The sequence below is a fragment of the Pedobacter foliorum genome (genome assembly GCF_013266735.1).
Lineage (GTDB): Bacteria > Bacteroidota > Bacteroidia > Sphingobacteriales > Sphingobacteriaceae > Pedobacter > Pedobacter foliorum.
The window spans coordinates 1-26,820 of sequence record NZ_JABSNU010000011.1; the positions used below are offsets into that span (position 1 = coordinate 1).

At 39.2% G+C, this 26,820-nt stretch carries 23 protein-coding genes; 10 read left to right on the forward strand and 13 right to left on the reverse strand.

Annotated elements, in window-relative coordinates:
* The first annotated feature begins 168 nt into the window (after positions 1-168).
* From HQN83_RS18870 to HQN83_RS18905, 8 genes are all read left to right on the forward strand, one after another.
* Complete coding sequence (locus tag HQN83_RS18870) at positions 169-1,956, forward strand: ABC transporter ATP-binding protein (protein WP_246254547.1); 1,788 nt, start codon at positions 169-171, stop codon at positions 1,954-1,956.
* Entirely contained in the window at positions 1,946-3,706 is a 1,761-nt protein-coding gene (locus HQN83_RS18875) for an ABC transporter ATP-binding protein (RefSeq protein ID WP_173092283.1), read from the forward strand. The genes HQN83_RS18870 and HQN83_RS18875 overlap by 11 nt, the downstream gene beginning before the upstream one ends.
* An 84-nt stretch (positions 3,707-3,790) precedes the next feature.
* On the forward strand, positions 3,791-5,053 hold the full coding sequence (locus tag HQN83_RS18880) for a TolC family protein (protein WP_173092285.1): 1,263 nt from the start codon (positions 3,791-3,793) through the stop codon (positions 5,051-5,053).
* A complete protein-coding gene (locus HQN83_RS18885) occupies positions 5,041-6,006 on the forward strand; it encodes an efflux RND transporter periplasmic adaptor subunit (RefSeq protein WP_173092287.1) in 966 nt (321 codons plus the stop codon). The genes HQN83_RS18880 and HQN83_RS18885 overlap by 13 nt, the downstream gene beginning before the upstream one ends.
* On the forward strand, positions 6,003-9,026 hold the full coding sequence (locus HQN83_RS18890) for an efflux RND transporter permease subunit (RefSeq protein WP_173092289.1): 3,024 nt from the start codon (positions 6,003-6,005) through the stop codon (positions 9,024-9,026). The genes HQN83_RS18885 and HQN83_RS18890 overlap by 4 nt, the downstream gene beginning before the upstream one ends.
* Positions 9,027-9,070: 44 nt before the next feature.
* Positions 9,071-9,748 carry a response regulator transcription factor gene (locus HQN83_RS18895; RefSeq protein ID WP_173092291.1) on the forward strand — a complete coding sequence of 226 codons (678 nt, stop codon included), beginning with the start codon at positions 9,071-9,073 and terminating at the stop codon, positions 9,746-9,748.
* Entirely contained in the window at positions 9,745-10,998 is a 1,254-nt protein-coding gene (locus tag HQN83_RS18900; protein WP_173092293.1) for a sensor histidine kinase, read from the forward strand. Before HQN83_RS18895 ends, HQN83_RS18900 begins: the two co-directional genes overlap by 4 nt.
* Before the next feature lie 70 nt (positions 10,999-11,068).
* Positions 11,069-11,821, forward strand: a complete 753-nt coding sequence (locus HQN83_RS18905; RefSeq protein WP_173092295.1) for a phosphatase PAP2 family protein — start codon at positions 11,069-11,071, stop codon at positions 11,819-11,821.
* 58 nt (positions 11,822-11,879) lie between these two features.
* On the opposite strand, the gene HQN83_RS18910 is transcribed toward HQN83_RS18905, so the two are convergent.
* The 10 genes from HQN83_RS18910 to HQN83_RS18955 form a co-directional block, all read right to left on the reverse strand.
* Entirely contained in the window at positions 11,880-13,181 is a 1,302-nt protein-coding gene (locus HQN83_RS18910; RefSeq protein WP_173092297.1) for a DUF5690 family protein, read from the reverse strand.
* Between the two features lie 27 nt (positions 13,182-13,208).
* Positions 13,209-14,369, reverse strand: a complete 1,161-nt coding sequence (locus HQN83_RS18915) for a TIGR03364 family FAD-dependent oxidoreductase (RefSeq protein ID WP_173092299.1) — start codon at positions 14,367-14,369, stop codon at positions 13,209-13,211.
* A 2-nt stretch (positions 14,370-14,371) separates the two neighbouring features.
* Entirely contained in the window at positions 14,372-15,820 is a 1,449-nt protein-coding gene (phnY, locus tag HQN83_RS18920; RefSeq protein WP_173092301.1) for a phosphonoacetaldehyde dehydrogenase, read from the reverse strand.
* Positions 15,821-16,047: 227 nt separating this feature from the next.
* The gene (gene phnA, locus HQN83_RS18925; protein WP_173092304.1) at positions 16,048-17,289 is read right to left on the reverse strand and encodes a phosphonoacetate hydrolase; all 1,242 of its coding nucleotides are present in this window, start codon (positions 17,287-17,289) and stop codon (positions 16,048-16,050) included.
* A 446-nt stretch (positions 17,290-17,735) separates the two neighbouring features.
* Positions 17,736-18,317 carry a helix-turn-helix domain-containing protein gene (locus HQN83_RS18930; RefSeq protein ID WP_173092306.1) on the reverse strand — a complete coding sequence of 194 codons (582 nt, stop codon included), beginning with the start codon at positions 18,315-18,317 and terminating at the stop codon, positions 17,736-17,738.
* Positions 18,318-18,483: 166 nt separating this feature from the next.
* Complete coding sequence (locus tag HQN83_RS18935) at positions 18,484-19,368, reverse strand: alkaline phosphatase (protein ID WP_173092308.1); 885 nt, start codon at positions 19,366-19,368, stop codon at positions 18,484-18,486.
* 405 nt (positions 19,369-19,773) lie between these two features.
* Positions 19,774-20,184 carry a GtrA family protein gene (locus HQN83_RS18940; RefSeq protein WP_173092310.1) on the reverse strand — a complete coding sequence of 137 codons (411 nt, stop codon included), beginning with the start codon at positions 20,182-20,184 and terminating at the stop codon, positions 19,774-19,776.
* A 67-nt stretch (positions 20,185-20,251) separates the two neighbouring features.
* Positions 20,252-20,947 carry a CDP-alcohol phosphatidyltransferase family protein gene (locus HQN83_RS18945; RefSeq protein ID WP_173092312.1) on the reverse strand — a complete coding sequence of 232 codons (696 nt, stop codon included), beginning with the start codon at positions 20,945-20,947 and terminating at the stop codon, positions 20,252-20,254.
* A gap of 49 nt (positions 20,948-20,996) precedes the next feature.
* Positions 20,997-22,193 (reverse strand): metallophosphoesterase, encoded by a 1,197-nt coding sequence (locus tag HQN83_RS18950; protein ID WP_173092314.1) that lies wholly within the window; start codon positions 22,191-22,193, stop codon positions 20,997-20,999.
* Between the two features lie 92 nt (positions 22,194-22,285).
* Positions 22,286-23,227 (reverse strand): metallophosphoesterase family protein, encoded by a 942-nt coding sequence (locus HQN83_RS18955; RefSeq protein WP_173092316.1) that lies wholly within the window; start codon positions 23,225-23,227, stop codon positions 22,286-22,288.
* 228 nt (positions 23,228-23,455) lie between these two features.
* Between HQN83_RS18955 and HQN83_RS18960 the strand changes: the two genes are divergently transcribed.
* A complete protein-coding gene (locus HQN83_RS18960; protein WP_173092318.1) occupies positions 23,456-24,553 on the forward strand; it encodes an alkaline phosphatase family protein in 1,098 nt (365 codons plus the stop codon).
* Here the strand turns inward: HQN83_RS18960 and HQN83_RS18965 are convergent.
* Positions 24,542-25,183 carry a DUF6266 family protein gene (locus HQN83_RS18965; protein ID WP_173092320.1) on the reverse strand — a complete coding sequence of 214 codons (642 nt, stop codon included), beginning with the start codon at positions 25,181-25,183 and terminating at the stop codon, positions 24,542-24,544. The genes HQN83_RS18960 and HQN83_RS18965 overlap by 12 nt on opposite strands.
* A gap of 184 nt (positions 25,184-25,367) precedes the next feature.
* Positions 25,368-25,670: a hypothetical protein gene (locus HQN83_RS18970; RefSeq protein WP_173092322.1), complete on the reverse strand. Its 303-nt coding sequence runs from the start codon at positions 25,668-25,670 to the stop codon at positions 25,368-25,370.
* A 165-nt stretch (positions 25,671-25,835) separates the two neighbouring features.
* Here HQN83_RS18970 and HQN83_RS18975 point away from each other — a divergent pair, with 165 nt between their 5' ends.
* Positions 25,836-26,093 (forward strand): RNA polymerase sigma factor, encoded by a 258-nt coding sequence (locus tag HQN83_RS18975; protein ID WP_173092281.1) that lies wholly within the window; start codon positions 25,836-25,838, stop codon positions 26,091-26,093.
* Here HQN83_RS18975 and HQN83_RS25525 read toward each other — a convergent pair.
* A complete protein-coding gene (locus HQN83_RS25525; RefSeq protein ID WP_173092324.1) occupies positions 26,010-26,225 on the reverse strand; it encodes a putative toxin-antitoxin system toxin component, PIN family in 216 nt (71 codons plus the stop codon). The genes HQN83_RS18975 and HQN83_RS25525 overlap by 84 nt on opposite strands.
* Positions 26,226-26,820: the final 595 nt, after the last annotated feature.

Sequence of the window (26,820 nt, forward strand, 5' to 3'; positions counted from 1 at the left end):
AATATTCAGGAAAATAATATTTCAGAAGCCAAATATTGCAGCCATTTGTAAGTCGGCTGTCCGGTTAAAATTTATTATAAAACTTTCTCCGGACAACAGTGAATTTATTTCAGGACCTCGCGCTAGCAAGGCTTTCTTTCTCTTGAGGGGTCCTGAAATAAATTCAGGATGAGAAGAAAAAAAATCCCAACTTCGTATTTGAAAATGAAGAATTCAGATACTCAGGTTCCAAAACAAAAAGCTAAGCAAGGTTCAAGCATTTTTAGCCTGCTTAAACCGTATTCAGGCCTGATTACTTTGTTGATCTTGTTTGCATTGCTAAGTAATGGTCTCAATCTTTGGATACCAAAATTGATCGGTAGCGGAATCGATGCATATAGCGCCGGTAATTTTTCTTATAAAACAATTGCTACTGAGTTTATAATTGTAGTCCTCATTATCTTTCTGTTCAGTTTCTTGCAAAGTATAATGCAAACTTATGCTTCAGAAAAGGTAGCAAGGGACTTAAGAACTCGCCTTGCAGATAAAATATCAAGACAAAGCTTTGCTTACATACAAACTACCAATCCATCGCGGTTGCTTACCAATCTTACCTCCGATGTAGATTCTATAAAGCTGTTTGTATCGCAGGCCATTGTTTCTATCGTATCTTCTTTGTTTATCATCATTGGAGCAAGTATTTTATTGCTGAGCATCAACTGGAAACTTGGCCTAATCGTAATGGCCATTATTCCAATTATTGGGGGTACGTTTTTCATTGTTCTCGGCAAGGTGCGCGTGCTGTTCAAAAAAAGCAGGGAAGTAATCGACTGGCTAAACAAGGTAATCAATGAAAGCATCCTTGGGGCAATGTTAATTCGTGTAATTAATTCGCAACAGCTGGAATACGATAAGTTTTTTGAGGCTAGTAATAAGGCTAAAGACATTGGACTTTCAATTTTGAGGTTATTTGCCTGGCTCATCCCTATAATCATATTTACAGCAAATATGGCCGGTTTAATGATTCTGGTATTAGGCGGTCATTATGTAATCAACGGCAGAATGAGTCTGGGTGATTTTGCTGCTTTTAACAGTTATCTGGCTTTGCTTATTTTCCCAATTTTGGTAATAGGCTTTATGAGTAATGTAATTGCTCAGGCCACTGCTTCATACGGTAGAATCGGCGAAATGCTTGAAAGACCCGATACCCTTGAAACCGGGCAATTGGAAGCGAATTTAACCGGAGTTATAGAGATGAAGGACGTTAATGTTAATTACGGCGAAAAACCGGTATTAAAACAGATTGACTTCTCTGTAAAACCAGGATCTCGTACCGCAGTAATCGGCCCAACGGCTGCCGGCAAAACACAATTGCTCTACTTACTTAGTGGCTTAATTAAACCCGATAGTGGAACTTTAACGTTTGACGGACATCAGATCGATGAATATAAAAGTGAATCTTTTTACCAAAAGCTAGGTCTTGTATTTCAGGATAGTATCCTGTTCAATATGAGCATTCGGGAAAATATCACTTTTAGTGAAACGGTAACAGATGAATCTTTGCAAAGAGCAATTGAAACTGCCGAACTAAAAGATTTTATGGACTCATTGCCTGAAGGCTTAAATACCAGTGTTTCCGAACGTGGATTGAGTCTTTCGGGTGGACAAAAGCAGCGGATTATGCTGGCGCGAGCATTGTCTATAAATCCAAATGTACTGCTGCTCGATGATTTCACGGCAAGGGTCGACAATCAGACTGAAGCCCGCATACTCGAAAATATCCAACGCAATTATCCAAATTTAACGCTGATCTCGGTAACTCAAAAAATAGCTGCGGTAGAGCATTACGAACAGATCATTTTGCTGTTGCAAGGTGAGATATTGGCCGCCGGAACCCACAAAGAGCTTATGAATACCAGTCCTGAATATGTACAGATTTTTAATTCACAAAAAAGCACAAGCACGTATGAATTATAATCTGAATACATTAGCCGAGCAGGAGAAAAAAAGCTCATCATGGACAGGCCTTAAAAACCTGTTGAACCTGGTTTCGGAAGAGCGGAAGCGTATTTTTCTTTCTTTGTCGGCCATTCTTGTTAGTGCATCGCTTAACCTTTTGGGGCCATTTTTAATAGGTTACACCATAGATCATTATGTGCAAACCGGAAAATATCATGGTGTATTGGTATTCGCTGGTATTTTATTGGGCATGTATTCCATCGCTTTTGTAAGCAGTTACCTGCAAACGCAGTGGATGGGAGGAGTAGCACAACGCGCCATATTCAAATTAAGAAATGTAATTTTTAATAAGATCCAACAATTACCGGTAGCCTTCTTTAATGAAAACAAAGCTGGCGATTTAATATCAAGGGTTAATAACGATACTGATAAATTGAGCCAGTTCTTCTCTCAGGCCTTAATGCAGTTTATCAGTAGCATCATTACCATGGTTGGCTCGGGAGTGTTTTTGTTGTCTATCAATATTAAACTCGGACTAGCTACTTTGGTGCCAGCCCTAATTATCCTAATATTTACAAGAAGTGTCTCGCCTTGGGTAAGAAAAAGAAATGCGCTAAGTTTAAAAAGCTCTGGCGGATTAAGTGCCGAAATACAAGAGAGTCTGAATAATTTTAAAGTTATAATTGCCTTTAACAGAAGAGATTATTTCAGGAAGAAATTTGATGTAGCCAATCAGCATAATTATAAAACTGCAATGGTTACCGGAATGGCAAACAACATGTTCTTACCTGTGTTCGGATTATTCTCTGCCTTAGCACAATTAATCGTGTTGAGCTACGGGATATATCTGATCACCGAATCAGAATTTAGTATAGGTTTGTTGGTGAGTTATCTGGCTTACTCTACTAACTTTTATAACCCATTGAGACAGCTTGCTGCTTTATGGACGAGTTTCCAGGTGGCACTTGCAGGTTGGGACAGGATATCCAGAATGCTATCGCTTGAAAGTAATTTGCAAATTGCCAACAATACTGATACAAAAGCTTCAGATTCATTGCTTGAATTTAGAAACGTACATTTTGGCTATACCTCCAGCAATGAAATACTTCACAATGTGAACTTTAAGTTGGAGAAAGGAAAAACCTACGCATTGGTTGGTCCAACAGGTGGAGGTAAAACCACCACAGCATCTATTATGGCCCGTTTGTATGATCCCGTTAGTGGGCTAATTCTGTTAGATGGAAAAGACATTAAGTCTTATACTCCCGAAGAACGAAGCAAGAAAATTGGATTCATCCTACAGGAACCCTTTTTGTTTACAGGAACGGTTAGAGAGAACATCTTATACGGTAACGAACAATATCATCAATACGATCAGGAAAGTTTCTTAGCCGTAATTAAAGCTACGGGATTGGAAGGATTACTCTCTGTATTTGAAGACGGGGCAGAAACAAAGGTGCTCTCTTCTGGCGACAGCTTAAGCCTTGGACAAAAGCAATTGATCGCTTTTATGCGTGCCGTACTTAGAAAACCTGATTTGTTAATTCTTGATGAGGCAACAGCCAATATTGATACGATAACAGAAAAGTTGTTAGGAGAGATATTGGATAAGTTACCTAAAGAAACTACACTGGTAATCATTGCTCACCGTTTAAATACCATTGAAAATGCTGATGAGATCTTTTTCGTAAACAGTGGAGAAGTAACCAGGGCAGGCTCATTTCAGGAAGCTATGGATAAGCTTATCCATCACAAAAGAAAAAGCTAGCATACAGCAATCGTTTCTACAGATTTTCTCCAGAGTCCAATTGTACCTTTATTTTAGATTTAAATAAGGCAACTCTGATCAGAAATGATAATAGATATCCGGCGCATATTGTTTACCTGTTCATTAGTTCTCACTTTGTCTTGCTCAGTTGTTTTTCAAAGCACTGCACAGCAAAAAAAGGTAGATGACTACATTCAAAAAGCATTAATCAATAGTCCTTTGCTAGGAGATTTTAGAAATCAGCTGCTATCCAATAAATTGGATAGCTCCTTGCTAAGAGCCGGATACAGACCCCAAATTATTGCTAGTTCAACAGGAACTTATGCCCCGGTTATTAACGGTTATGGTTACGATAATGCACTTAGCAATGGTAAAACATTCGATGCACTCATCACTGCAAACCAAAATATTATAGGTAAAAGCAGAAAAGATATCCAACTCGAAGGAATTAAGTTGCATTCCGACTCCATCGATGCTGCTTCAAAAATCTCCCAACAAGACATTAGAAAGTCTATCACCGAGCAATACATTACAACCTATACCGACCAGCAGCAAAGAGATTTTTACCTCGAAGTTTATCGCTTATTGCAAAAAGAAGAAAAGGCGCTAAAAATACTCACTCAAAAAAGCGTGTATAAGCAGGCAGATTATCTGGCGTTTCTGGTTACCTTTCAGCAACAGGAACTACAGCTTAGCCAAACCAATATTCAGTTAAAGAATGATTTCTCGCGTTTAAACTACCTGAGCGGTATAGTTGATACTAATGTTGTAGCGCTTGAAGAACCTATGCTAACCCCGGCAGCACTTAGCGGATTAAGCAATAGTATTTTTATGCAAGGCTATAAAATAGATAGCTTGAAATTACTGAATGATAAAAAACAGGTAGATCTGAATTATAAGCCGCAGGCAAGTGTGTATGTAAACGGAGGCTATAATTCATCGTTCATACTACAGCCCTACAAAAATTTCGGAACAAGTGTGGGTTTTACTGTTTCAATGCCTATTTACGATGGAGGTCAGCGTAAAATGAAGCACACTCAGCTTCAAATACAAGAAAACACAAGGCAAGGCTATCAGCAGTTTTTTACCCAACAATATCAACAGCAGGTTAATCAGCTTATTCAGCAGTTGCAAGCAACACAAGAACTGCATGCTAAAATTACCAAGCAGATTAAGTTTACAGAAGGCCTGATAAATGTAGACAGTAAATTGCTGCAAACAGGCGATATCACTATTGCAGATTATGTAATTGCCATAAATAATTACCTCAGTACGCAGTATATGCTTCGGCAGGTCAATATATCCAGGCTTCAGTTAATTAATCAACTAAACTATTGGAACAATTAGTCTCTAAAATGATGATGAGTAAGCAGTCATATTATAAAATAACGTTGTGTTTAGCTTCAGTTTGCTTAATCCTAAGTGCCTGCGGGTTAGCCTCAACTTCAAGTAGTGGAGAGGTAACACCAGAACCAAAAACCCCTGTAAGCATTACTCAAATTAGCAACACGCCATTAAGCGATTATGTTGAGTTAAATGCAACTGCTACCTTTCAGCAGAAAGGGATCATCAAAGCCAGTTCAAATGGCTACCTGCAATCCGTAAATGTAAAAAAAGGCGATTATGTAAAAGGGGGACAAACGCTATTTACTGTAATCACCAAAGAGGCCAGAAGTATAGGTAATGCTATTAATAACCTCGATCCAAGCTTTAAATTTACAGGCTTAACTCGCATTACGGCAAATACAGCCGGCTTTGCAGGAGAAGTAAGCCATCAAAAAGGCGACTATGTGCAGGAAGGGGAGCCGCTTGCGGTAATTACCAATCTCAATAGCTTTGTTTTCCTTATGGATCTGCCTTATGAACTATCGGCAATCATTAAAAACCAAAAAGCATTAGAAATCACCTTGCCCGATGGACAAAAGTTAAGTGGCAAAGTCGGGTCTGCAATGCCTCTGGTCGATTCTGCCTCGCAAACTCAAAGAATCATCATCCAGGTAAAAACGCAACAGCTAATTCCAGAGGGACTTATTGCCAAGGTGAAACTCGTAACGTCAGAAGCCCTAAACCCTATTGCTTTGCCTAAGGAGTCTGTTCTCTCCAATGAAACACAAGATGAGTTTTGGGTAATGAAACTAATTAATGATACCACAGCGGTAAAAGTAAATATCCAAAAAGGACTCGAAACTGGAGGCTATGTAGAAATAAAATCTCCTTTGTTTAAGCAAATGGATAGGTTTATTCTTACCGGAAACTATGGGCTGCCAGATACTGCTAAAATTATCGTCAACCACAAATGAAGAATTTCTTCTTAACTCATAAAAACCCAATAATAATAGTCCTGGCAATTATCTTGTTCGGGGGTATTATTGCTTATGAGAACCTTAAGACTTCACTTTTTCCGGAGATCACATTCCCTAAAATAAAGATCATAGCTGATGCAGGTCTTCAGCCTGTCGATAGGATGATGGTAACGGTAACCAGACCGTTGGAGAACGCTGTTAAACAAGTGCCCGGACTAAAACTGGTAAGAAGCACTACCAGCAGAGGAAGCTGCGAAATATCGGCATTTATGAACTGGAATACAGATGTAGATCTGAGCCAGCAACGCATAGAATCCAGGATCAATCAGATCAGAAACTCACTTCCGGCCGATATCAATATCACGGTAGAGAAGATGAACCCCTCTATCTTACCGGTAATGGGGTACACGCTAGAGAGTCATACCAAGTCTCCAATTGAGCTTCGCCAAATTGCCACTTATACCATCAAACCTTTCCTTTCTCAGGTAGAGGGCGTTGCCGAAGTACGCGTTATAGGTGGAAAAGCCAAGGAATACTGGGTTGAGCTCGATAAAAATAAAATGAGTTCACTTAACCTTACCCCGCAACAGGTAAATAATGCGTTAAGTCAAACAAATTTCATTCGCTCAAACGGATACCTTTCAGATTATAAACTGCTGTATTTAACCATTACTGATGCGGCGGTAACCACCAAATCAGATTTGGAAGATGTTGTGGTCAGTAATAATGGACATAGGGTCATCCAAATTAAGGATATCGCCAAGGTTAGCGTACAGGAAGGGGTAGAGTATACAAAAATCAATGCAAACGGTCACGATGCTGTGCTCATCGCAGTTATCAAACAGCCGGAGGCCAACCTGATTACCCTTACGCAGGATATGGAGAAAAAGATTAAGCAGTTGCCTAATGTTTTGCCTCCTGGAGTAACAGTTAAACCCTATTACATACAGGCCGATTTTGTTAACGATTCTGTAAAAAGTGTAACCGACAGCTTGTGGATAGGCTTGGTCCTTGCAATTGTTGTCGCCATCATCTTTTTAAGGTCATTAAAAGCCAGTAGCACCATTCTTATTACCATTCCATTAACACTTTGTTTAACGATAATTGTATTATACGGAATAGGCTATACCCTAAATATAATGACTCTGGGTGCAATTGCTGCGGCAATTGGATTAATCATAGATGATGCAATTGTTGTTATAGAACAGATTCACCGAACCCACGAAGAACATCCTGAGGTAGAAAGCGACGATTTGGTACATAAAGCTATTGGATATCTTTTTAAAGCCATGCTCGGTTCTTCTCTTAGTACCATTGTAATCTTTATTCCTTTCCTGTTGATGACAGGAGTAGCGGGGGCGTACTTTAAAGTGATGACCAATACCATGATCATTGCGCTGGTCTGTTCCTTCTTTGTTACCTGGATCTGTTTACCGGTGGTATACCTGCTTTTAGGCAAACGCCGTCGTGAAAAGTCAGTAAAAAAGCACGATGTTCATGGGGTAAAAAATCAGGCGTGGGTACTGTGGTTTATTAAAAAACCGATAGTCAGTTTCGCTACAATTGTAGTCTTTATCCTATTAATTGTATTTATCCTGCCAAAACTCGAAACAGGATTTCTACCGGAAATGGATGAGGGCAGTATTGTGCTCGATTATAAGTCTCCACCCGGAACCTCCCTTCAGGAAACCGATAGGATGCTCAAAGAAGTAGAGAAAATCATTGTGAAAATCCCTGATGTAGAAACCTATTCCAGAAGAACAGGAACACAAATGGGCTTCTTTATTACAGAACCCAACAATGGAGATTACCTGATTCAGCTTAAAAAACAACGCAACAGAACAACTGAAGAGGTAATCAGCGAAATTCGAAGTAAAATAGCTTCAATCCAACCATCACTCGAAATAGATTTTGGACAGGTAATAGGTGATATGCTTGGCGATTTGATGAGTTCAACCCAGCCCATTGAAATCAAAATCTTTGGAGATAACCACACAGAACTTGTTGCGCTTTCTAAAGCAGTTGCAGCAAAGGTTTCTGGAGTTAAGGGGGCTGCCGATGTATTTGATGGGGTTGTTATAGCCGGGCCATCCATTAACATTAAGCCTATATATAGCCAGCTTGCTCAATACGGAATTACTGTGGCCGATTTTCAGTATCAATTACAAATGGCTTTAGAAGGAAATACCTCGGGTAGCGTACTCGAAAAGGAGCAGCTTTCTACCATCAGACTTGTTTATCCAAATAGCAGAAAATATAATGTAGATGGAATTAAGTCAATGCAAATCTTCTTACCTAATGGTAAACTGGTGCCTATAACTAATTTGGCTGTTGTAGATATTAATACCGGAGATGCGGAAATTGCCAGAGAAAATCTGCAAGCTATGGGGGTGGTAACTGCCCGTCTTGAAAACCGGGATCTGGGGACTACAATTCAGGATATCCAGCAACAGGTATCAAGCAGTATTCATTTGCCTCCCGGTTATCATATCGAGTATGGTGGTGCCTATGCAGAGCAACAGCAATCTTTTAAAGAACTGTTGATGATTCTGGTTTCATCTAGTTTGCTTGTATTTGCAGTTATTCTATTTCTGTTTAAAGATTTTAAAATAGCTTCACTTATCCTGTTTATAGCCGTATTAGGTATTTCAGGCAGTTATTTGGCATTGTATTTAACCCATACTCCACTAAACGTAGGCAGTTATACGGGTTTAATTATGATTATTGGCATCATCGGAGAAAATGCAATCTTTACCTTTCTTCAGTTTAAAGAATCGTGTAAAGAGAACAGCGTGCAGCAGGCAATTGTCTACGCAATATCTACGCGCTTAAGGCCTAAATTAATGACAGCTCTGGGCGCAATAATTGCGTTGATGCCACTTGCCTTAGGTATTGGGGCAGGGGCACAACTGCATCAACCATTGGCAATTGCTGTTATTGGTGGCTTTATTGTTGCTATGCCATTGCTGCTTATCGTTTTGCCAAGCATGATAAACTTACTATACAAAGACCAATAACTGCCCCATTTATTTACTACATTTAATTTTTTAACATCTCCCGAATGAAGATACTATTGATAGAAGATGAAAGCTCACTGCGCGAAAGTATTATCACTTATTTTACGGATGAAGGCAATATCTGCGAAACCGCAGTAGATTATAAATCGGCAATTGAGAAGATCAATATCTATAATTATGATTGCATTCTCTTAGATCTTACCTTGCCGGGAGGCGATGGAATGGAGATTCTGCGTGCTATCAAAAAGATCAATAAAAAAGATGGGGTACTCATTATTTCTGCAAGGCATTCGCTTGATGATAAGCTTGATGGGTTAAACCTCGGAGCGGATGATTATCTCGTAAAACCTTTCCACCTGTCGGAGCTTAAAGCAAGGGTAACGGCAATAGTGCGCAGAAAAAGTTATGATGGTAGCAACATCATCACCTTTAATGAAATACAGATTGATACTCAGGCCATGAGCGTTAAAATAGGAGATAATGTGCTAACCCTTACCCGTAAAGAATACGATTTACTAGTCTATTTTATTGCCAATCATAGCAAGGTAATTACCAAAAGTGCAATAGCAGAACATTTGTGGGGTGATGAGATTGACCTGTCAGATCATTTCGATTTCATTTATACGCACATTAAAAACCTAAGGAAGAAGCTGGTAGAAGCAGGTTGCAAAGATTACATCAAATCTATGTACGGTGTCGGCTACAAATTTGAGAACATATGAAGCTGGCCACAAAATATAACAGGGTTACCTTAATTGCCTCCATCATAGTGTTTGTATTTACCGGAGTAATTTATTATTCGGTAATTCATTATATCCTAACTGATAAGCTAGATAGGGATTTGGCTATAGAAGAGGATGAAATTGCAGCTTATGTGAAAACTTACGGTAAATTACCACAAGCAGGCAGCTTTAAAGAGCAAAAGGTAAGCTATCACCTTATTGATCCTGATCGTGATTTCGAACGGAGGTATTTTTATAATGATTATTTCAATGAGTCAGAACAAAGGATAGAACCCGGCAGAAGCCTCATCAGAACAATAGAAGTAAACGGGAAGCTATATTCTGTTACGGTAACAAAATCAAGAGTAGAGGCAGAAGATCTGGTCAGAATAATCTTTCTAATCACGCTGAGTATAACTATTGTGTTGCTGGTCACCTTGTTGTTAATCAATAGGTTTGTGCTCAATAACATATGGAAGCCTTTCTATGGAATCTTATCGCAAATGAAAGCCTTTAATCTGGCGGATAAGAACGATATCCAAATAGAGCCAACCAAAATAGATGAGTTTACAGAGCTAAATGCTGCGGTAGCGGCCATGTCTTTACGTGTAAAACAAGATTACAGGGAGCTAAAGAGTTTTACTGACAATGCTTCTCATGAAATGATGACGCCACTTGCGGTAATCAATTCCAAACTGGATACTTTAATCCAAACAGAAACATTCAGTGATTCGCAGGGCGAACTGATCGAAGATATCTATGTTGCAGTGGGTAAATTATCCAGACTCAACCAATCTTTATTGATGCTCGCTAAAATTGAGAACAATCTAATTGGGGATCAGGAAACAATCGATCTTGATGAATTGATCAGGCAAAAAACAAGACAGTTTCAGGAGCTGCTTCAATCACAGAATATCAACCTGAAAACAGAACTAGCCGGTAAGCAGATCAATATGAATAAGCACCTTGCTGATATGTTAATCAATAACCTGCTTAGCAACGCCATCCGTCATAATTATAAAGGCGGTGAAATCTATATTCATTTAAATGAAAAGGAGCTTACCATTAGCAATACCGGCTCAGATGATGAATTGATTGCCAGTAAAGTTTTTGAAAGGTTTTATAAGAATGCAGCATCAGAAGGTATGGGTTTAGGGCTTGCTATATCTAATCAAATTTGTAACTTATATCATTTTAAGCTCAATTACACTTATCAGGATGCAAGGCATACTTTTAAGGTGAGCTTTTAAGCAGGGGAGAACTTCAGAGTTGCTCCAAAATTGACAAATAGTTTTGATAAAGAATTTAATAAATAAGAAGATGTTTAAGATGAAGTACGGCTTTTTACTTGTCCTTTGTTTACCATTTTGTGGTTTCGCACAATACGCTAGTCAAACCGACTCGTTATCTGAGAAAAAGAATACTTTCAAAGTCGCACCTTTCATTATTCCTGCTGTGTTTCTTGCATACGGAGCAATGGGAGGGGGCAACAACTTTGTACACGATCTTGATGTGACTACCCGTAACGAATTGCAGGAAGATCATCCGTTCTTTTCTGTGCACGTCGATAACCTGATGCAGTACGCTCCGGCAGCGGCTGTTTATGCTTTAAACTTATCGGGAGTAAAAGGCCGACATAATCTGGCAGATGCTACAGGTATTTACGCAATCTCTTTTGGGTTGATGAAAGCCTCTACACTTATTGTTAAATCTGCTACACATAGACTTCGTCCGGATGGTAGTACCAATAATTCATTTCCTTCTGGCCATACAGCAACATCGTTTGCTGCGGCTGAGTTTTTAAAACAGGAATATAAAGATGTATCGCCGTGGATTGGTTATGCAGGTTATGCTGTTGCTGGCGCAACAGGTGTTTTCAGGTTGTACAACAATAGGCATTGGGTTAGTGATGTAGTAGCAGGAGCAGGGTTTGGTATTTTATCAACTAAGATAAGTTATTTGGTCTATCCGCATTTGAAAAAGCTGATTATGGGTAAGCAGGCTACTAATTTCAATGTGGCGCCATTGTATCAGAATAAGGCTTTTGGGTTTTCGCTGTCTGGACAGTTTTAAAGGCTTTGTTAGTGCGTCACTCGTCATCCTGAAATAAATTCAGGATGACGGATGTGTCCTAAACCCTCCTGTCTAAAACTCCCGTTATCGGCCCTTTAATACCAATCTTGCGGTTAAAAAATATAGATACCATTACCATTAATACCAAACAAACCACGGTAAGCGCATAGCTAAACCGAATCAATACGTTACACCAGCTTAAATCCCTCATAAAAAACTCTTTGTAAAGCAATAAGAGTACGCTTCCCAAATACCCAACAGAATCGCAGATGTAAACGAAAAACCCTGCATTGGCTTTTATCTTAAATAAGGCAATCATCCTGTCAAACAGCACCACCTGTATTGGCGTGTAAGCTAAAAACATACCCATACCCACCAGTAACATCCACCAGAAAGGACTGATCAAATGCATTTGAAAAAACAGCGTGCTGGCACCACTAAGTAGCAAACCCAGTGCAATCAGATACTGTGTAGCCCAAAAGCCACGAATGTTATTGCGTATCATCGAGAGACTTCCTATAGCAATCAATACGATAATCCCCGAAATCGATTCCGTTAACGAGAGTACACCTTTATCCCAACCACTATCTATTTCATTCCAAATTTCCACAGAGAAGTTGTCTCTAAAATCCCTCATGGTGGTCAGCATCATGTAAATCAAACCAATCCCAAAAATTGCGAACCCAAATTCTGCCATTACTGAACGTTTATCCTCTGCATTCATTGGCAAACGCTCAACACGTAGTATTTTGTCTGTTTCTGTAGGATTGGGAATCACCGAAAGCATCCACACAAAAGTGAGAAAGAGCGGTAAAAAAAGTATCCCCATCAATGCCGGCATCCAGAACTCAGATACCATAGGTAGCCATTCATGTATCATGAAATAAATGGTTTTAATCATGCCCGAAGAAAAGATCAGGCTAATGCTCAATCCCATGGCCAGTGTTTCAGTAAAACGCCTGCCTTCCAGGTAGCTAAACACAATGCCCCAAACCATGCCCAGGGGGAGGCCATTTAAAAACAGGAAAAAGAAATTGTAAGGCTGAGGCACGGCACCAAAAAGAAGCAGTGCTGCCTCAGCAAAGAGAATAAGGCAAATAATGAGTTTTTTTCTGCCCGATGCCTTAAGCTCCGAAATCACCTTAATGCCCACAAATTTAGAAAGCATGTAGCCCGTAAGTTGCGCAATTATTAAAATGGCTTTATAGTCAAGACCCCAAAGTGTGATATCTGTATATGTTCCGTTGGTAAAGGGCTTTCTAAAAGCGTACATGCAAAAGTAAGTGCCAAAGGCGGCAAGCATACACCAGATAATAAAGAAGAGTTTCGAGTTGGCCAGTAAATGGTTTATTCGCTTCATAAGGATTGATCTAGGAGTTGAGTCTTTCTAGCTGTAAATCTTCTTTATACTTGCTTCCGCGTATCCTGCCGAAGAGGTCATTCCTTTTCCGCCTATCGCAGTGCGGATGTGTATTCGGTCGTCAATATCATATTCCACAATATGTTTGCTATCGTGCTGAGGATAAAAACCAGCCCATGTTGATGCTATTTTGCGTACATCAAAGCTTACAATCTCTTGTGCTGCCTCCAGCATTAACTCATTGATGTGGCTATTAATACCAAAACCTAAATCATCGGTATGGTTTGCATTAGCATATTCATGCGAATCACCAATAATGATAGAACCATCAACTGCTTTTTTAAACAAGATGTGAATTCCCCATTTCTGACATTCCTTATAATGCTCAGGAGTAGAAATTCCTGTATATGATGGACATTCTTGAAAAGATTCGTACCTGCGGATAGACAATCCTGTAAGGATATTTCCTTCCAGTTGCACTTCTGGCATCGGCACTGTTTTCATCATTTGTAGTTTGCTCAAAATGATGCCGCTTTCTCTAAACAGATCAGTAAATAACAATTTAAACTCACCTCCATTGCAAATAATAGCCTTTTCTCCAGTAAATACCTGTTTGCTGGCAGTTGTAATTTCTACCCTGTCTCCAACTACAACACAATCTAAAATTGCTGTCGACGGCATGTAGGTAAGCTTTGGATATTTCGCAACAGCATATTCAAGCAATTGGTAAATCAGTTTGTTGGGCTCCACACTTACTTCCTGTGGAAAGAACAATCCTCCTTTACAATATTCTCTTTTTAATGATGGCCATTTCGTTAAGCAATCGTCAACAGATAACAGATTGGCTTCATAATCAATAGCGTCCATCCGTTCTTTTAGCTCATGCAGCAACTGAGTTTCGTCGTCATCAGAAGAAAGGTAAACAGTTCCGTTGTTACGTACACTGATGTCGGCTTCCTGCTGAATTTCCTGATACAGTTCTGTTGATCTTCTGGCGTAATCAAACCAGTCAGACGACATGCCTGATACCACAGCCTGTCCGAAATTCCGAACCGTAGCATTTACCGGATACTGATCCTTTTCAGTAAGCAATACTGTTTTACCTAACCTTAAAGCATGTAACGCGTGGAAAGTACCTAATATACCAGAGCCCACCACTATTAAATCATATTGAGTATTCTTTGTCATAATTACCAGGGCATTGAAAATGTTTTTACATATGAGAAGCACTTAATGGCTTCAATTACTCCTTCTTTTATTCCTAAGCCAGAATCCTTAATCCCTCCAAACGGAGAGTTTTCTATGCGATATCCGGGTACTTCATTAATATTTACTGTACCTACTTTTAGCTCTTTTACAAAACGGATGGCATGCTCCATATTTGTGGTAACCACTCCTGAAGATAAGCCAAAAGCGGTAGAATTTGAAAGTTTTATTGCATCGTCTATGTCTTTAAATGTTAGGATAGGAGCAAGCGGACCAAAAGATTCCTGCACTACCATTTGTGCATCTCTAGGGACATCGATAATTACGGTTGGCTCCAATAAAGCGCCTTCGCGTTTACCACCAAGCAGTACTTTAGCGCCCTGTGCAACGGCTTTCTTTACTACACTTTCCAAATACATAGCTGATTGCTCATCTATAACTGTCCCAACTTTGGTTGCAGGACTTGAAGGATCACCATAGGTGTATTCTTTGGCTTTTTCAACAAAGCGTTTGGTAAATTCTTCTGCCAGGTTTTCGTGTACCAGGATACGTTTTACCGCGGTGCAACGCTGACCAGAGTTTCTGAAAGCACCTTCGGCGGCCAGTTCAACTGCCAAATTAAGGTCTGCATCTTCCAGAATAATCAAAGGGTCGTTACCGCCAAGTTCAAGGATGACTTTCTTATAACCGGCAGTTTTAGCTATCATTTTACCTACAGCAACGCTACCGGTAAAGGATACCACATCAATTCTCGGATCTTGAACCAATATTTCTGAAACCACTTTAGTATCTCCTAAAAGGACACTTAACATATACGGAGGCAATCCTGCTTCATACAATAACTCTACAAAGCGAATGGCTGTTAAAGGTGTTTTCTCTGAAGGTTTTAAAATTACCGGAGTTCCTGCTGCAAGGGCAGGGGCAATCTTGTGTGCCACCTGATTTAGTGGGTGATTAAATGGGGTAATGGCTACTGCGAGTTTTAGAGGCTCAGTAGTAGTAAATATTTTGCGCTGTTTGCCATTAGGCGAAATATCACACGAATAAATCTGTCCATTGTCTTTAAGGCATTCTATTGCTGCAAACAGAAGTACATCGTGTGCTCTGCCAATTTCATAAGTGCTTTCAGAGATGCACAAGCCAGATTCGGCGGTAATCAGTTGTGCAAATTCTTCTTTTCTTTCTAAAAGTAATGTTCTGGCTTTATCAAGTACAGTATATCTTTCAAAACGGGTCATTGCTGGGCCGGCTTTTAAGGCAGTTTCAATGGCGTTATTTGTGTCATTTAAGTCAGCTGTTTCCACTGTTCCTACAAGTTCTCCATTGTAAGGATTTCGCACGGCGAGCTGGTTGCCCGAAGAAATAGGCTTGCCGGCAATTAGGGAAGCTAGTTTTAAAACTTTATGAGTGCTTATTATATCTACGTCTTTCATTTTCTATGTAAATTGAAATGAGGGTGTTTGTTCGTTCTGCGTCGTTCGTCATCTGGCCGGTCGCGTCATCCTGCTGTTCGTAATCTTGTTCGTCATCCTGAATTTATTTCAGGACCTCTCAAGAGAAAGTCGACCTAGCGAGTGCGAGGTCCTGAAATAAATTCAGGATGACGGACGCCAGGATTAAGACTGACTGGATGACGAACGGCTATCAAGATGACAATTATTTAATTAGTACCATTAACAGTAAAATCGAACACGTCGAAATTGCGTGGGTCACCTTGCGTTTTCATTTTATACGTCGCATTTAGCGGGTGAGAAACTACCAATGGAACCATTTCTTCATACCTGCCGCCATGTGAGCGCAACGTGCCATCTAATGCTTTTAAATCATGATGCGCAGGGGTTTTACCTACTACCACATCACGGGCCGATAATACAAACAGATCACCTGTTCTGTCTAAAGGTTGCTCAAGTATGCGACATCCTGTTTCTTTATCATAAACCTCAGTAATTCCATCTTGTACAGCCAACCAGTTTTTTATCTCGTTAATTTTTGAAGTATCATCAACATGAACAGCCACATAAGAACCTAAAGCGCCATGGTGTTTTACATAAGGATCTGTAATCGGACAAATCACTCTAAAGCCACTGCCAAATTTCTCAGTAAGCATGGTTTCAATAAACAATACATTAGGTGTGCCATCAGCTTTAACCTTTGCATTCATACCATGATCAGCAGTAGCGCCGATAACTGCACCTAGCTCAAGCATTTTGCCTAGCTCAACATCCTGCGCTTCATAAAATGCCAATGATTCTTCCGTATCAGGAGCATAAGTGTGTTGCATATAATCAGTTAACGATAAGTATAAGAAATCAGCCATGCCATTCTCAATTAGTGCAACACCAGCGCGCAATACAAATAGGCTAGCTTCAGCACTGTAAATAGCTGGGGTTTTGTGGCCAATAACTTGTTCTGCATTCTCAATACCATGCGTATCCAGTTTTGCCTGATCTGCTTTTTCAGCAGAGAAAGCAATGCCGTTTAGTTTGTAAGAAAGGATGTCGCGCAGTTTTTCTTTAGCTGTAACCACAGCAACCTTTCTGCCTGCATTTGCAGCTGCTGCAAGTAATGTCTCTGCTCTAAGGTATTCCGATGAGTTCATCATCACCTCCTGATCTTTTGCTGTATCATAAAAGAAGTTACCACAAATGCCATGCACAGCAGGGCTAACGCCTGTAACTATCGACGAGTTGTTTACATTGGTAAATGAAGGTAATGCACCACGTACCATACCTCTGTAACCTTGCAAAGCCATCTTTTTAAGATTTGGCATACGGTCGTGAGCCATCGTAGTGTCCAGGTATTCATCAGCAGAACCATCCATGCAAATTACCACGATAGGTTTTGCCGATGGTGTATACGTTTTACCATTAACTGAAAAGGGTTGAGTTGATATATTGTTCATTATTATGTTGTTTTTCTTACTTAAATGTTTTTAGGTAGATGTGTTGTGTTTGATGGTTTAGATTAATTTAATGAAAAGAGCCGCTTTTAAACGGCCCTTAACCTAATAAACTAACCTTTATTTTTGGTGCATAGCTGATAAGGCCAATACAAGAATGATATTTTTGGGAGCAGCAGTGCTGAATATTTTCATATTTAAAAAGTTTATAATTACTATACTATTGTTTAGTATATATACAAATGTAAACACTTTATGTAAACAAAGTGTTAATAAATGCTAAACTTTTTAATTTATAATTTTAGGCAATAAATTACTTAAAAGTTATTTTTTGTAATTTATTTTTTATCTTACAGGTGTAAAATAAACACTAATAGTTAATATAAGCTTAAGGGGTGCAGCTTTTATATTTAGTGTTTATAAACTCAGGAAGGACAGGAGGGTAGTAGTTAGTCGTTTGTGATGAAGTAATAAACCACTAACATAATTGCATCAGAGTCACCAACGTTGGATAGGTTGTGGCCTAATCTTCCGTCAAAGAAAATAGAGTCGCCTTCTTCCAAAATGTAGTTTTTGTCTTCAATCAGATAGTCTACTTTTCCTTTTATCAGGTATTTGTATTCAAAAGCGTCGGTGGTTACCATTTTATTTCTGCGGGCACCTTTTTTTAGTTCCAGTAGTACAAAATCTACAGGGCCACCGTGGATGTTGCGCGCAAGTATACGTTGGTAGTTGAAACCTTTTGCCGTTTCTTTTTTGAGCGGTTTGTAGTCGGCGGCACGAATAACGAAAACTTTTTCCGGACTATTGGCAGGGGAGATGTCTTTAAAGAAACCAGTCAGATCAAGCTTTAAAGAGTGTACAATGTTCATTAGCACCGGCAACGATGGAATAGTACGGTTGTTTTCTATTTGAGAAATCAATCCTTTACTTACGCCGGCTCTATCAGCCAGTTCTTGTATGGTAATGTTCTTTTCTTTACGTATTTCTTTTATTCTGTAACTGATTTTTAAGATAATGTCGTCTTCCATAGTTTGGCGTTTTGTTCAAAAGTAAGCAAAATTTGTAATGAAGGTAGTGTTTTGTGTATGCCTGTCGTTAAGTTGGTAATTGATGAGGTTGTCAGTGCGGTAGTGTTCAAGATCACGGGTTAATGACGAGAGTGATGACGGGGCTATTAATAAATTGAATACTGCTTTACTGAAAACTATCCCCCACAGCTTTGCCTCTCCAGCTTTGCGGTGTTTTCAATCCTAATATCCATGCAATGGTTGCACCCGTATCATAAGTAATAATCACATCTTTAATCTCGTGGTTCTTTTTAACACCAACCCCATTTATTACCCATGGAATCTCAACTTCGTCTAAAGATTTGCCGCCATGGCCTTTACCTGTGCCGCCATGATCTGCCGATAAGATGATGATAGTTTCGTTCTCAATACCTGCATCTTTAACTGCCTGTACAATCTTGCCGATTCTGATGTCAACCTTTTGCAGTTGCTCATAATACGCAGGAGTTCTATGTCCGATACCATGACCTGTGCCATCTGGCTCATCAAGATGTACAAAAGTGAAGTAAGGTTTATCTCTTTTAATGATCGTAGCTGCGGTATCAGCGCAGAAATCGTCATTGTCGTTTCCTGGAACTACAATACTGATAGCGTCTTTCTCTACTAATGGCCCAATACCCGGCCAGCTATAAATCACTGCAGTTTTAGCATTAGGCTTCTGATCTCTGATTACGCTAAAAATTGAAGGAAACAAGCCGTATTTAGTAGTGGTAGCCGAAGGGATTTCAGGAGTTTTACTTCCCCATTCGGTGTAGCCATGTTCAGTTGGTCCGGCACCCATAAGCATGGAAGCCCAGTTCACAGCACTCGAAGAAGGCAATACAGACCTGGCTTTTAACGACCATGATCCTGTTTCCATAAGCTTTTTTAAGTTCGGCATTTTGGCATCTGGTACAGCGTATGCACCAAATCCGTCGCATCCAATTAATACTACGTGTTTTACTTTTTTCACCTGCGCATTGAGTTGCATTGCGAAACAGAATAGGCAGGAGGCAATAATTAGTTTTTTCATTTGTTATTTGTGGTTTAAGATTTTGCTGAAGGATATAGTTGTGTTAGCATTTTGTTATGTTAGTTTGCTATGTTAGCGCCTCGTCGTGTTAGCATCCCCGTCATCCTGAAATAAATTCAGGATGACGATTGCTTAAGCGTGGCGCATTAACATTACGAAGTGCTTAAGCGTGGTGCATTAACATTACGAGGTGCTTAAGCGTGGCGCATTAACATTACGAAGTGCTTCAGCCCAGCGCATTAACATTACGAAGTGCTTCAGCCCAGCGCATTAACATAACGCGATGTATTAACAGCACTATCATTTCCTTTCAAAAGTTAAATGTATATAAATATTTGTTTAGTAAAACTAAACAATAGAAATATTACAAATATTCAATAATAAGATAATGTTGATTTTAACAGCCTAAAGAGACTTTCTTCTGAATACCCAGTATTTCTGTAAAACGTAGTTAAATCCCAGAGATACAATGATATCTACTATAACTCGGCATATTTTGTAATCTAGTTTTAGCCAGTTTGTAAACAAATAAGTGCCCGATGATTTTAGTAAAATACTGCCACCTACAACAAAAATAAATTTAATCAATTGCTGGCCAACGGGGGCGTGGCTCGCGTTAGGTGTAGTAAAAGTCCAGTAGCGGTTTACGGAAAAGTTAACTACTGCGCCAACAATTCCGCCTATGGCGATAGAAATGGTGTAATGAATGCCAAGTAACTCTGTGCATAATATCATTACCAGATAGTCAACTATTCCACCTGTAAAGGCAGAAAGCTGGGCTTTGGCAAAAACAAATACGGCATTCTTCTTACTCATTAAATGGCACTCTTTTTTAACAGTCTTCTTTATTAAACAGTCTTATTTTTTAAAAAATCTCTTTTTATTAAACGGTTTCTTTTTTGGCTAAACGAGCTTCGCGCTCTGCGTTATCACGAATATCGCCAAGTTTTAACAGTTTTCTGGTATCTAAAAAGTTAATGATAAACAAGGTAATACAGATTATTGCAGCAAAGTATTCTATCAGATGACCAAAAAGAACCTCGACAATGAATATGACAGCAAGTATAATTCTGATCTCGGTAGGGCCCACAATACCCGAATCAATACTGTAGATGTCGGTAATTTTGTAGCGTAATTGCGAAATAATCATCGCCCAACCATATAAAACCACAAAAACGAAGGCAATAAGCTCGTATTCGTTTCTGGCGTAAACCATGTAGCCTAGTCCAATAAGCACGGTGCTAACCCAATCCATGATGATATCTAGAGAGAAGCCATACCATTTTCTTGGGATGTTTCTATAGTAAGCAATCCTTCCGTCAAGTGAATCGCCGAACCAGTTGATTGCCAAGCCTAAAATACCAAGTAGTAAAAAACTGCGATTGTCGTATGTAGCTAAAATAAAACCAGCAAGAACCAACAGCGAGCCGAAAGTACCTGTGTAGGTTAGCATGTCTGATGTGATGAATGAAGGAACTCGCTTTACGAGGTAGGAAATGGTTTTTTGTTCAGCACTTCTTAAGATGTTAGTTCTTTTTCTGTCTTGAAATATCCTTTTCAAATCTTGTGTTTCTTCCATTCAGGGGTTGCAAGTATGCTTTTTATAACGCGCTACAAAAGTAGGCATTTTAACTTATTCCAGACGATCTTTTCAATTCTATTACAGTTATCTCCGGCCAGATGCCGATCCTGCCCGAAAAGCCAAGAAATCCGAAGCCTCTGTTGATGTTCAGGAACCTTCCGTTTTTGCTGGTTATTCCCGCCCAATGTGCGTAGCGATACTTTACAGGGCTCCATTTGATGCCAAAAGCCTCTATTCCAAACTGCATACCGTGCGTATGTCCGGCAAGCGTAAGGTGTACTTTTGAAGGGTGTTTTACAACCTCAGCTTCCCAGTGGGATGGATCATGTGAAAGTAATATTTTAAAGTCATCGGCCTCAGTACCTGCTAAAGCCTTGTTTAGGTCGCCTCTTTCTCCAAAACCGATGCCCCAGTTTTCTACTCCGGCAAGCACAATTTTTTGCCCGTTTTTGTGGAGTATTACATCTTCATCAAGTAGCAATCTGTAGCCTAATTCCCCATGGTATTCTTTTAACTGTTGAAGGTTTGCTGCTTTTTCTGCTTCATTTTTCCATGGTACATAATCTCCGTAATCATGATTTCCTAAAACAGAAAACTGTCCGAATGGTGCTTTTACCTGTTTAAAATGCTCAATCCAAGGTTTAATTTCTTCGGCTTTATTGTTTACCAGATCGCCTGTAAATACAAACAGATCCGAGTTTTGAGCTTTGATCAGGTTGATGCCCTTTTGTACTGCCAAAGAATTTTTAAAGCTTCCGGCGTGTACGTCAGAGATTTGGGTGATGGTAAATCCGTCAAAACTTGATGGTAAATCGTCGAAATATAAGGTGTGTTTAATTACCCTGTAGGCGTATTTCCCTTTAACAATGCCGTATATGAAAATGATAATCACAAGCAGGACAACGAGTAGGGCAAACTCAACCCAATGTACGTTTCTTTCGCCCTGGGTGATTAGTCTGTAGATGTCGCCAAGTAGTAAGAATGCCGAAAATACGATTTCTGTAACGAATAGGATTAGGAAAACGTGGGTGGTTACTTTAAAAAGTAAATCCATTCCATTGTCGCGCATTCTAATAATGGAGTAGATGAGTGCGCCAGTTGTAATGGCGATAAAGCCCCAGAAAAGGGGTGTTGTAAACGAATTTGAGCTAATTGTTCGGATGCCCGAAAGCACATACCAGTTTAAAACAAAAAGCAATATTGCTATAATAGCGAGTGGTAAAACACTGATTCTTCTCTTCATGTAGTTTTATAAACGAATTAAAATTACAGCTTGGATGGCAAAGTGTTTGGTATGTTACTCAATATGACATTAGTACAACTATCGTTGTGCTACTAAACCTTAATAACTCGATCAGAAATATACGGCATAGTTCCATAACCGTTATACTCCGGGGCGTTTTGCGTGGCTTCTTGTCCTGCGTACTCCGATTTGCGGCCTTTAATCTCCGCTACCCCGTTAGTGTAAATAGTTAACACCGCCCATAGCGGTTCTTTAGTATGCGCAAAATCATAGCCCGTAACCGGATGCGTAAACTGGTATGATATGCTATTGATTTGTACGTAATTAATTCCGTTGTAAACATTGTGGTAATCCTCATGATGATGACCACTAAAAACGAACTGTATCTTGTTAAACCCTGCTTTTTTATTTACTCTTTCAAATATCAAGCGAATCAGCGCTCCTTCCTTTAAACCATCCTGATCATTGTCTATTCCCTGGTGGCAAAACACGATCACAGGCAAATTGGTCGCTTCTAAATCCTGCTTCATCCATTTGATCTGAGTAGGATTCATAGATCGGGGATACCCTTTTGAAGTATCTCCTTCAGGTCTTTCGTTTCCGTTTAACACTACAAAATGATACCCATTCGCATCAAAGGAGTAGTACTTCCCTTTGGCGCCCCAAAAATCGACAACCTGATCCTGTGTAAAGCCACCATCTGTATCATGATTTCCTATTACGTGGTATTTTGGTCCGGTAAATTGGTTCCAGATGCCCATCAGGTTTTTGTTCTTTTCCTTAGGAACACAAAAATCTCCCATTTGAATGATGAAATCCGGTTTGGTCTGGTTCATTTCGGTAATAAACGACTGTAGCCTTTGTTCGCCGTCTTTTATCAGATCCTGATGAAGATCCGTGCAAATTCCTATGCGTAGCAATGGCTTCTTACCCGATAAAACAAAAGAAGTTTTGGATAGACCATACAGGTTTTGTATTCCCGAAAGGCTTCCGGTTCCAACTAACGTGCTGATTAAAAAATTGCGTCTTTTCATGGTCGTTTTTTAAAGTTCAAACCGGTTTTTTCTTAACTACAATTGTAAAATAAAAATTTAAATAAACGAAGTTTATTTTTAATATTTGTAAACAAATGAAATTTAAATAAAGATCATTGAAAATGTACTAAAACATATTTAATACGTTAATTATCCATTTTTAATATAAAACAAACAAACCATTAAATTATTGTTATTAAATCTTAAAGTTTATATATACTAAAAATTATGAAATCGAAATTACTCCTGTTGTCGTTTCTTTTGATGACCACAATTACCTCTTCCTTTGCACAAAAAGGCAAAACGAAAAACGTGATTCTTATCTCTATTGACGGCTATCGCTGGCAAGAAATTTTTAAGGGTGCCGACTCATCACTTTTGTTTCCTAGAAAATACCGCAAGCAAGACTCAGCGGAGCTGGTAAAAAAATACTGGGCAGCTACACCAAAAGAGCGCAGAGAAAAACTGATGCCGTTTTTTTGGAGCACCATTGCAAAACAAGGACAACTATACGGTAACCGCGACCTAAAAAATTACGTAAACGTAAAAAACAAATACTGGTTCTCGTATCCGGGTAGGAGCGAAACATTGTGCGGATACTTTGATCCGGCAATCAATTCGAACAGTTATCCGGATAATCCGAACGAAAACGTACTAGAGTTTATCAATAAACAAAAAGGCTATCAAAACAAGGTAGTAACCTTTGCCGGTTGGGATGCTGTGGCACAAATTGTGAACCGCAACAGAAACAAAATGCCTTTGTACAACCCTTACGAAGATGTTAAAGATGCTAAATTAACAGAGGCACAAAAGCTGGCCAACGAAATGCAATACCTTTTGCCAGATTATTTCGGTAAATCGGTACGCTTCGATTTAAGTACTTATGCGATGGCCAAAACCTATATCGCGGCCAATCACCCCAAGTTGGTTTATATAGATTTTGTAGATCCTGATGATTTTGGACATTCCGGAGAATACGATTCTTTCCTTGATGCCGGTCATTACCTGGATAAAATGATTGCAAGCCTTTGGGCGAGTCTTCAGGCCGATCCATTTTATAAAGACAATACCACTATCATGATTTGCCCAGATCATGGTCGCGGTACAGAGAAAGGGTGGGTAAGTCACGGATCGGGAACTACCCACTCTAACGAAACCTGGTTTGCCGTAATAGGACCAGACACGCCGGCTAAAGGCGAAATGAATACAGAAGGACAGATTTATCAAGATCAGTTTGCACAAACACTAGCATATTTTCTGGGCTTTAAGTTTACAACAAACCATCCAGTTGGCGAAAGGGTAGAGTCTGCAATGTCATTGAAATAGCACTCTGCCTGTGTATACGCTATTGGAAATAGCCTTTCTGTCATCCGTAATAAAGGAAATGTAAGTTTCGGCTTCCAATCCTTTCAGTTCTTCAGGGATTTTAAGTAATTCCTGAAGCTCCATTCTTTGTACTCCGCTGATGATGTAAAAAGCCTTTTTTACCATAGGAAACCATGCCATAAGCATGGTTTTGTCGCTTCTACTCACTAGCGGATCGTAAGGATCGTACGTCCAACTAAACATTAAACCTTCATTAAGCACCTGTACCTGCGCATTTTCTGCTACTGTTAACGTGCCCTGACTAAGTCTTGCCTGCGGATAATCTATTTCCAGATCAGGGTATTCGCCTTTTATAGCGTTGGTGAGGTTGTACGATTTTGCGGCATTATTGGCCGAATGGTTTTTCTCTTTGCCTGCAAGTTCAAAACCAATGGCAATAAAGCCGGTTATGTAATTCAAAAACGGACTTAACACAACCATTCTTTCCTGAACGGCCAATTGTTTAATAGATCTGGGTTTGGTTATTTTCGGTTTGGCACTAATAATCGTTTTGCCATTCCAGATGTAGGCGTAAAGTGGCCCAATTTTTCCTTTAAATGGCCTTATTGGGCCATACTCTGCTGTTGCCATATCAATTTGCTTTAAGGTGAATAATAACTGTTGCTTAAAATTGAAGATAAGTTTACAGCTAACCTAATAATGAGGTGCAAATTGAGGGCAAATCAAGCAGAAATTGTCTACAGACAATTCAGCTCAGACTGGACAATTACTGGACGACCACTGGACAAAGTGTGGGCGACGTCTGGATAATTGATTATTTAGCCAGCTCTTTTACTGCTGCTTTTTTAGCTTTAGCCGGGGCTTCAGTTTTTTTAACAGGAGCTGCAGCTTTTTTAGCCGGAGTTGCAGTTTCTTTAGGCTCAGCGCTAGCTTCAGTTGCGTCGGCTTTAGTTACTTTATGTTTTTTAGAAAGTTTTTTGGCCAGTTTAGCTGCTGCTTTATGGATTTCTTTTTTGGTATCTTTAGCGTTGTAGTCTAATCCTGTAATTACAGCTTCAATTCCTGAGGTTAATTGTGCATTTAAAGCTTTACGAAGTTCCTTGGTTTTATCTTTCATGATATAGTTTTTTAAGAGTTGCAAAACAACATAAAGATAGTGTAAATTTCATATTATCATTATGTTAACATAATTACGTTGCTTAACATGAATTGAAGATTTTTTCGTATTTAGATTAACATCATATCGTTAAAATTATATATTATTGTATAATACTGTGCTTGTATGGTTTACGCTACTCAAAATGATGAAATGCTATTGAGCAATCTTCGTGAAGGAGACGAGCGTGCATTTTCTGAAATTTACGACCGTTATTGGAAAGCGATGTATCAAACTGCCAATAACATTATCCGCGATGAGGCAGCAGAACAGGATGCCGTTCAGGAAGTTTTTATTAGTTTATGGAATCGCAGGGCTGAGGCCGAGATTAAAATTGTCTTTGGGGTCTCTGCAAACAAAAACAGTTTCTTCAACTTTGAATAGCTTGCTGTCTCGTTCAATTCTATTGATGAACCCAATTCTTTGTTCGTTATCAAGGTATTTGTCGAATTTCTTTCTGAAAAGAACTTCTGAAAGCTCCGAGAGGGTGGAGGCAGAAACTACCAAAAGCCCCATTTCAATAGCATTTGTTTAATGCAAGAGCATTTACTGAGTTTTTAATAAGTGTAGCAATTATATAAAGTATTGGTGTTAAAGACGAAATAACTAGTCTTCATCCTTTAGAATATCATGCGGTATTTCCTGAGTAGCCATTTCTTCTCTCAATTCATTAAAATACTGAACAGAATCAGTCTTCCTTTAGCTTTACAGAAGCGGTTCGCCATTTTTTAGCAGTTTTATCATCAACTTCTAGCACAATTCTTTCCATAAATAAGTCATTATTAGTGTGATCAAAAATACATAAAAACAAGGGGATGAACAATAAGGTAAGATCGTTTATATCGTCATCCTGAATTTATTTCAGGCCCCCCAAGAGAAAGAGCGCCTAGCGAGTGCGAGGTCCTGAAATAAATTCAGGATGACGCTGTGTGTTATGACGGTACGACGATAGCGCAACCTTTTACTGCCTTCTAACTTATTATACCGCACTTACTTAGCTAATCTTGAATGGTTTTAAATTGTAAAATAACTTACTGATAACTAACGTATTAATTCTTTTTTTACAATTCCATGTACTACCAAACCTATATACTTTATATATTTGCTTTAT

Bases quoted from the DNA above. Each gene is read 5' to 3' on its own strand.
- HQN83_RS18870 (WP_246254547.1), top strand. From the start codon at position 169: ATGAGAAGAAAAAAAATCCCAACTTCGTATTTGAAAATGAAGAATTCA.
- HQN83_RS18875 (WP_173092283.1), top strand. From the start codon at position 1,946: ATGAATTATAATCTGAATACATTAGCCGAGCAGGAGAAAAAAAGCTCA.
- HQN83_RS18880 (WP_173092285.1), top strand. From the start codon at position 3,791: ATGATAATAGATATCCGGCGCATATTGTTTACCTGTTCATTAGTTCTC.
- HQN83_RS18890 (WP_173092289.1), top strand. From the start codon at position 6,003: ATGAAGAATTTCTTCTTAACTCATAAAAACCCAATAATAATAGTCCTG.
- HQN83_RS18895 (WP_173092291.1), top strand. From the start codon at position 9,071: ATGAAGATACTATTGATAGAAGATGAAAGCTCACTGCGCGAAAGTATT.
- HQN83_RS18900 (WP_173092293.1), top strand. From the start codon at position 9,745: ATGAAGCTGGCCACAAAATATAACAGGGTTACCTTAATTGCCTCCATC.
- HQN83_RS18905 (WP_173092295.1), top strand. From the start codon at position 11,069: ATGTTTAAGATGAAGTACGGCTTTTTACTTGTCCTTTGTTTACCATTT.
- HQN83_RS18910 (WP_173092297.1), bottom strand. From the start codon at position 13,181: ATGAAGCGAATAAACCATTTACTGGCCAACTCGAAACTCTTCTTTATT.
- HQN83_RS18915 (WP_173092299.1), bottom strand. From the start codon at position 14,369: ATGACAAAGAATACTCAATATGATTTAATAGTGGTGGGCTCTGGTATA.
- phnY (WP_173092301.1), bottom strand. From the start codon at position 15,820: ATGAAAGACGTAGATATAATAAGCACTCATAAAGTTTTAAAACTAGCT.
- phnA (WP_173092304.1), bottom strand. From the start codon at position 17,289: ATGAACAATATATCAACTCAACCCTTTTCAGTTAATGGTAAAACGTAT.
- HQN83_RS18930 (WP_173092306.1), bottom strand. From the start codon at position 18,317: ATGGAAGACGACATTATCTTAAAAATCAGTTACAGAATAAAAGAAATA.
- HQN83_RS18935 (WP_173092308.1), bottom strand. From the start codon at position 19,368: ATGAAAAAACTAATTATTGCCTCCTGCCTATTCTGTTTCGCAATGCAA.
- HQN83_RS18940 (WP_173092310.1), bottom strand. From the start codon at position 20,184: ATGAGTAAGAAGAATGCCGTATTTGTTTTTGCCAAAGCCCAGCTTTCT.
- HQN83_RS18945 (WP_173092312.1), bottom strand. From the start codon at position 20,947: ATGGAAGAAACACAAGATTTGAAAAGGATATTTCAAGACAGAAAAAGA.
- HQN83_RS18950 (WP_173092314.1), bottom strand. From the start codon at position 22,193: ATGAAGAGAAGAATCAGTGTTTTACCACTCGCTATTATAGCAATATTG.
- HQN83_RS18955 (WP_173092316.1), bottom strand. From the start codon at position 23,227: ATGAAAAGACGCAATTTTTTAATCAGCACGTTAGTTGGAACCGGAAGC.
- HQN83_RS18960 (WP_173092318.1), top strand. From the start codon at position 23,456: ATGAAATCGAAATTACTCCTGTTGTCGTTTCTTTTGATGACCACAATT.
- HQN83_RS18965 (WP_173092320.1), bottom strand. From the start codon at position 25,183: ATGGCAACAGCAGAGTATGGCCCAATAAGGCCATTTAAAGGAAAAATT.
- HQN83_RS18970 (WP_173092322.1), bottom strand. From the start codon at position 25,670: ATGAAAGATAAAACCAAGGAACTTCGTAAAGCTTTAAATGCACAATTA.
- HQN83_RS18975 (WP_173092281.1), top strand. From the start codon at position 25,836: ATGGTTTACGCTACTCAAAATGATGAAATGCTATTGAGCAATCTTCGT.
- HQN83_RS25525 (WP_173092324.1), bottom strand. From the start codon at position 26,225: ATGGGGCTTTTGGTAGTTTCTGCCTCCACCCTCTCGGAGCTTTCAGAA.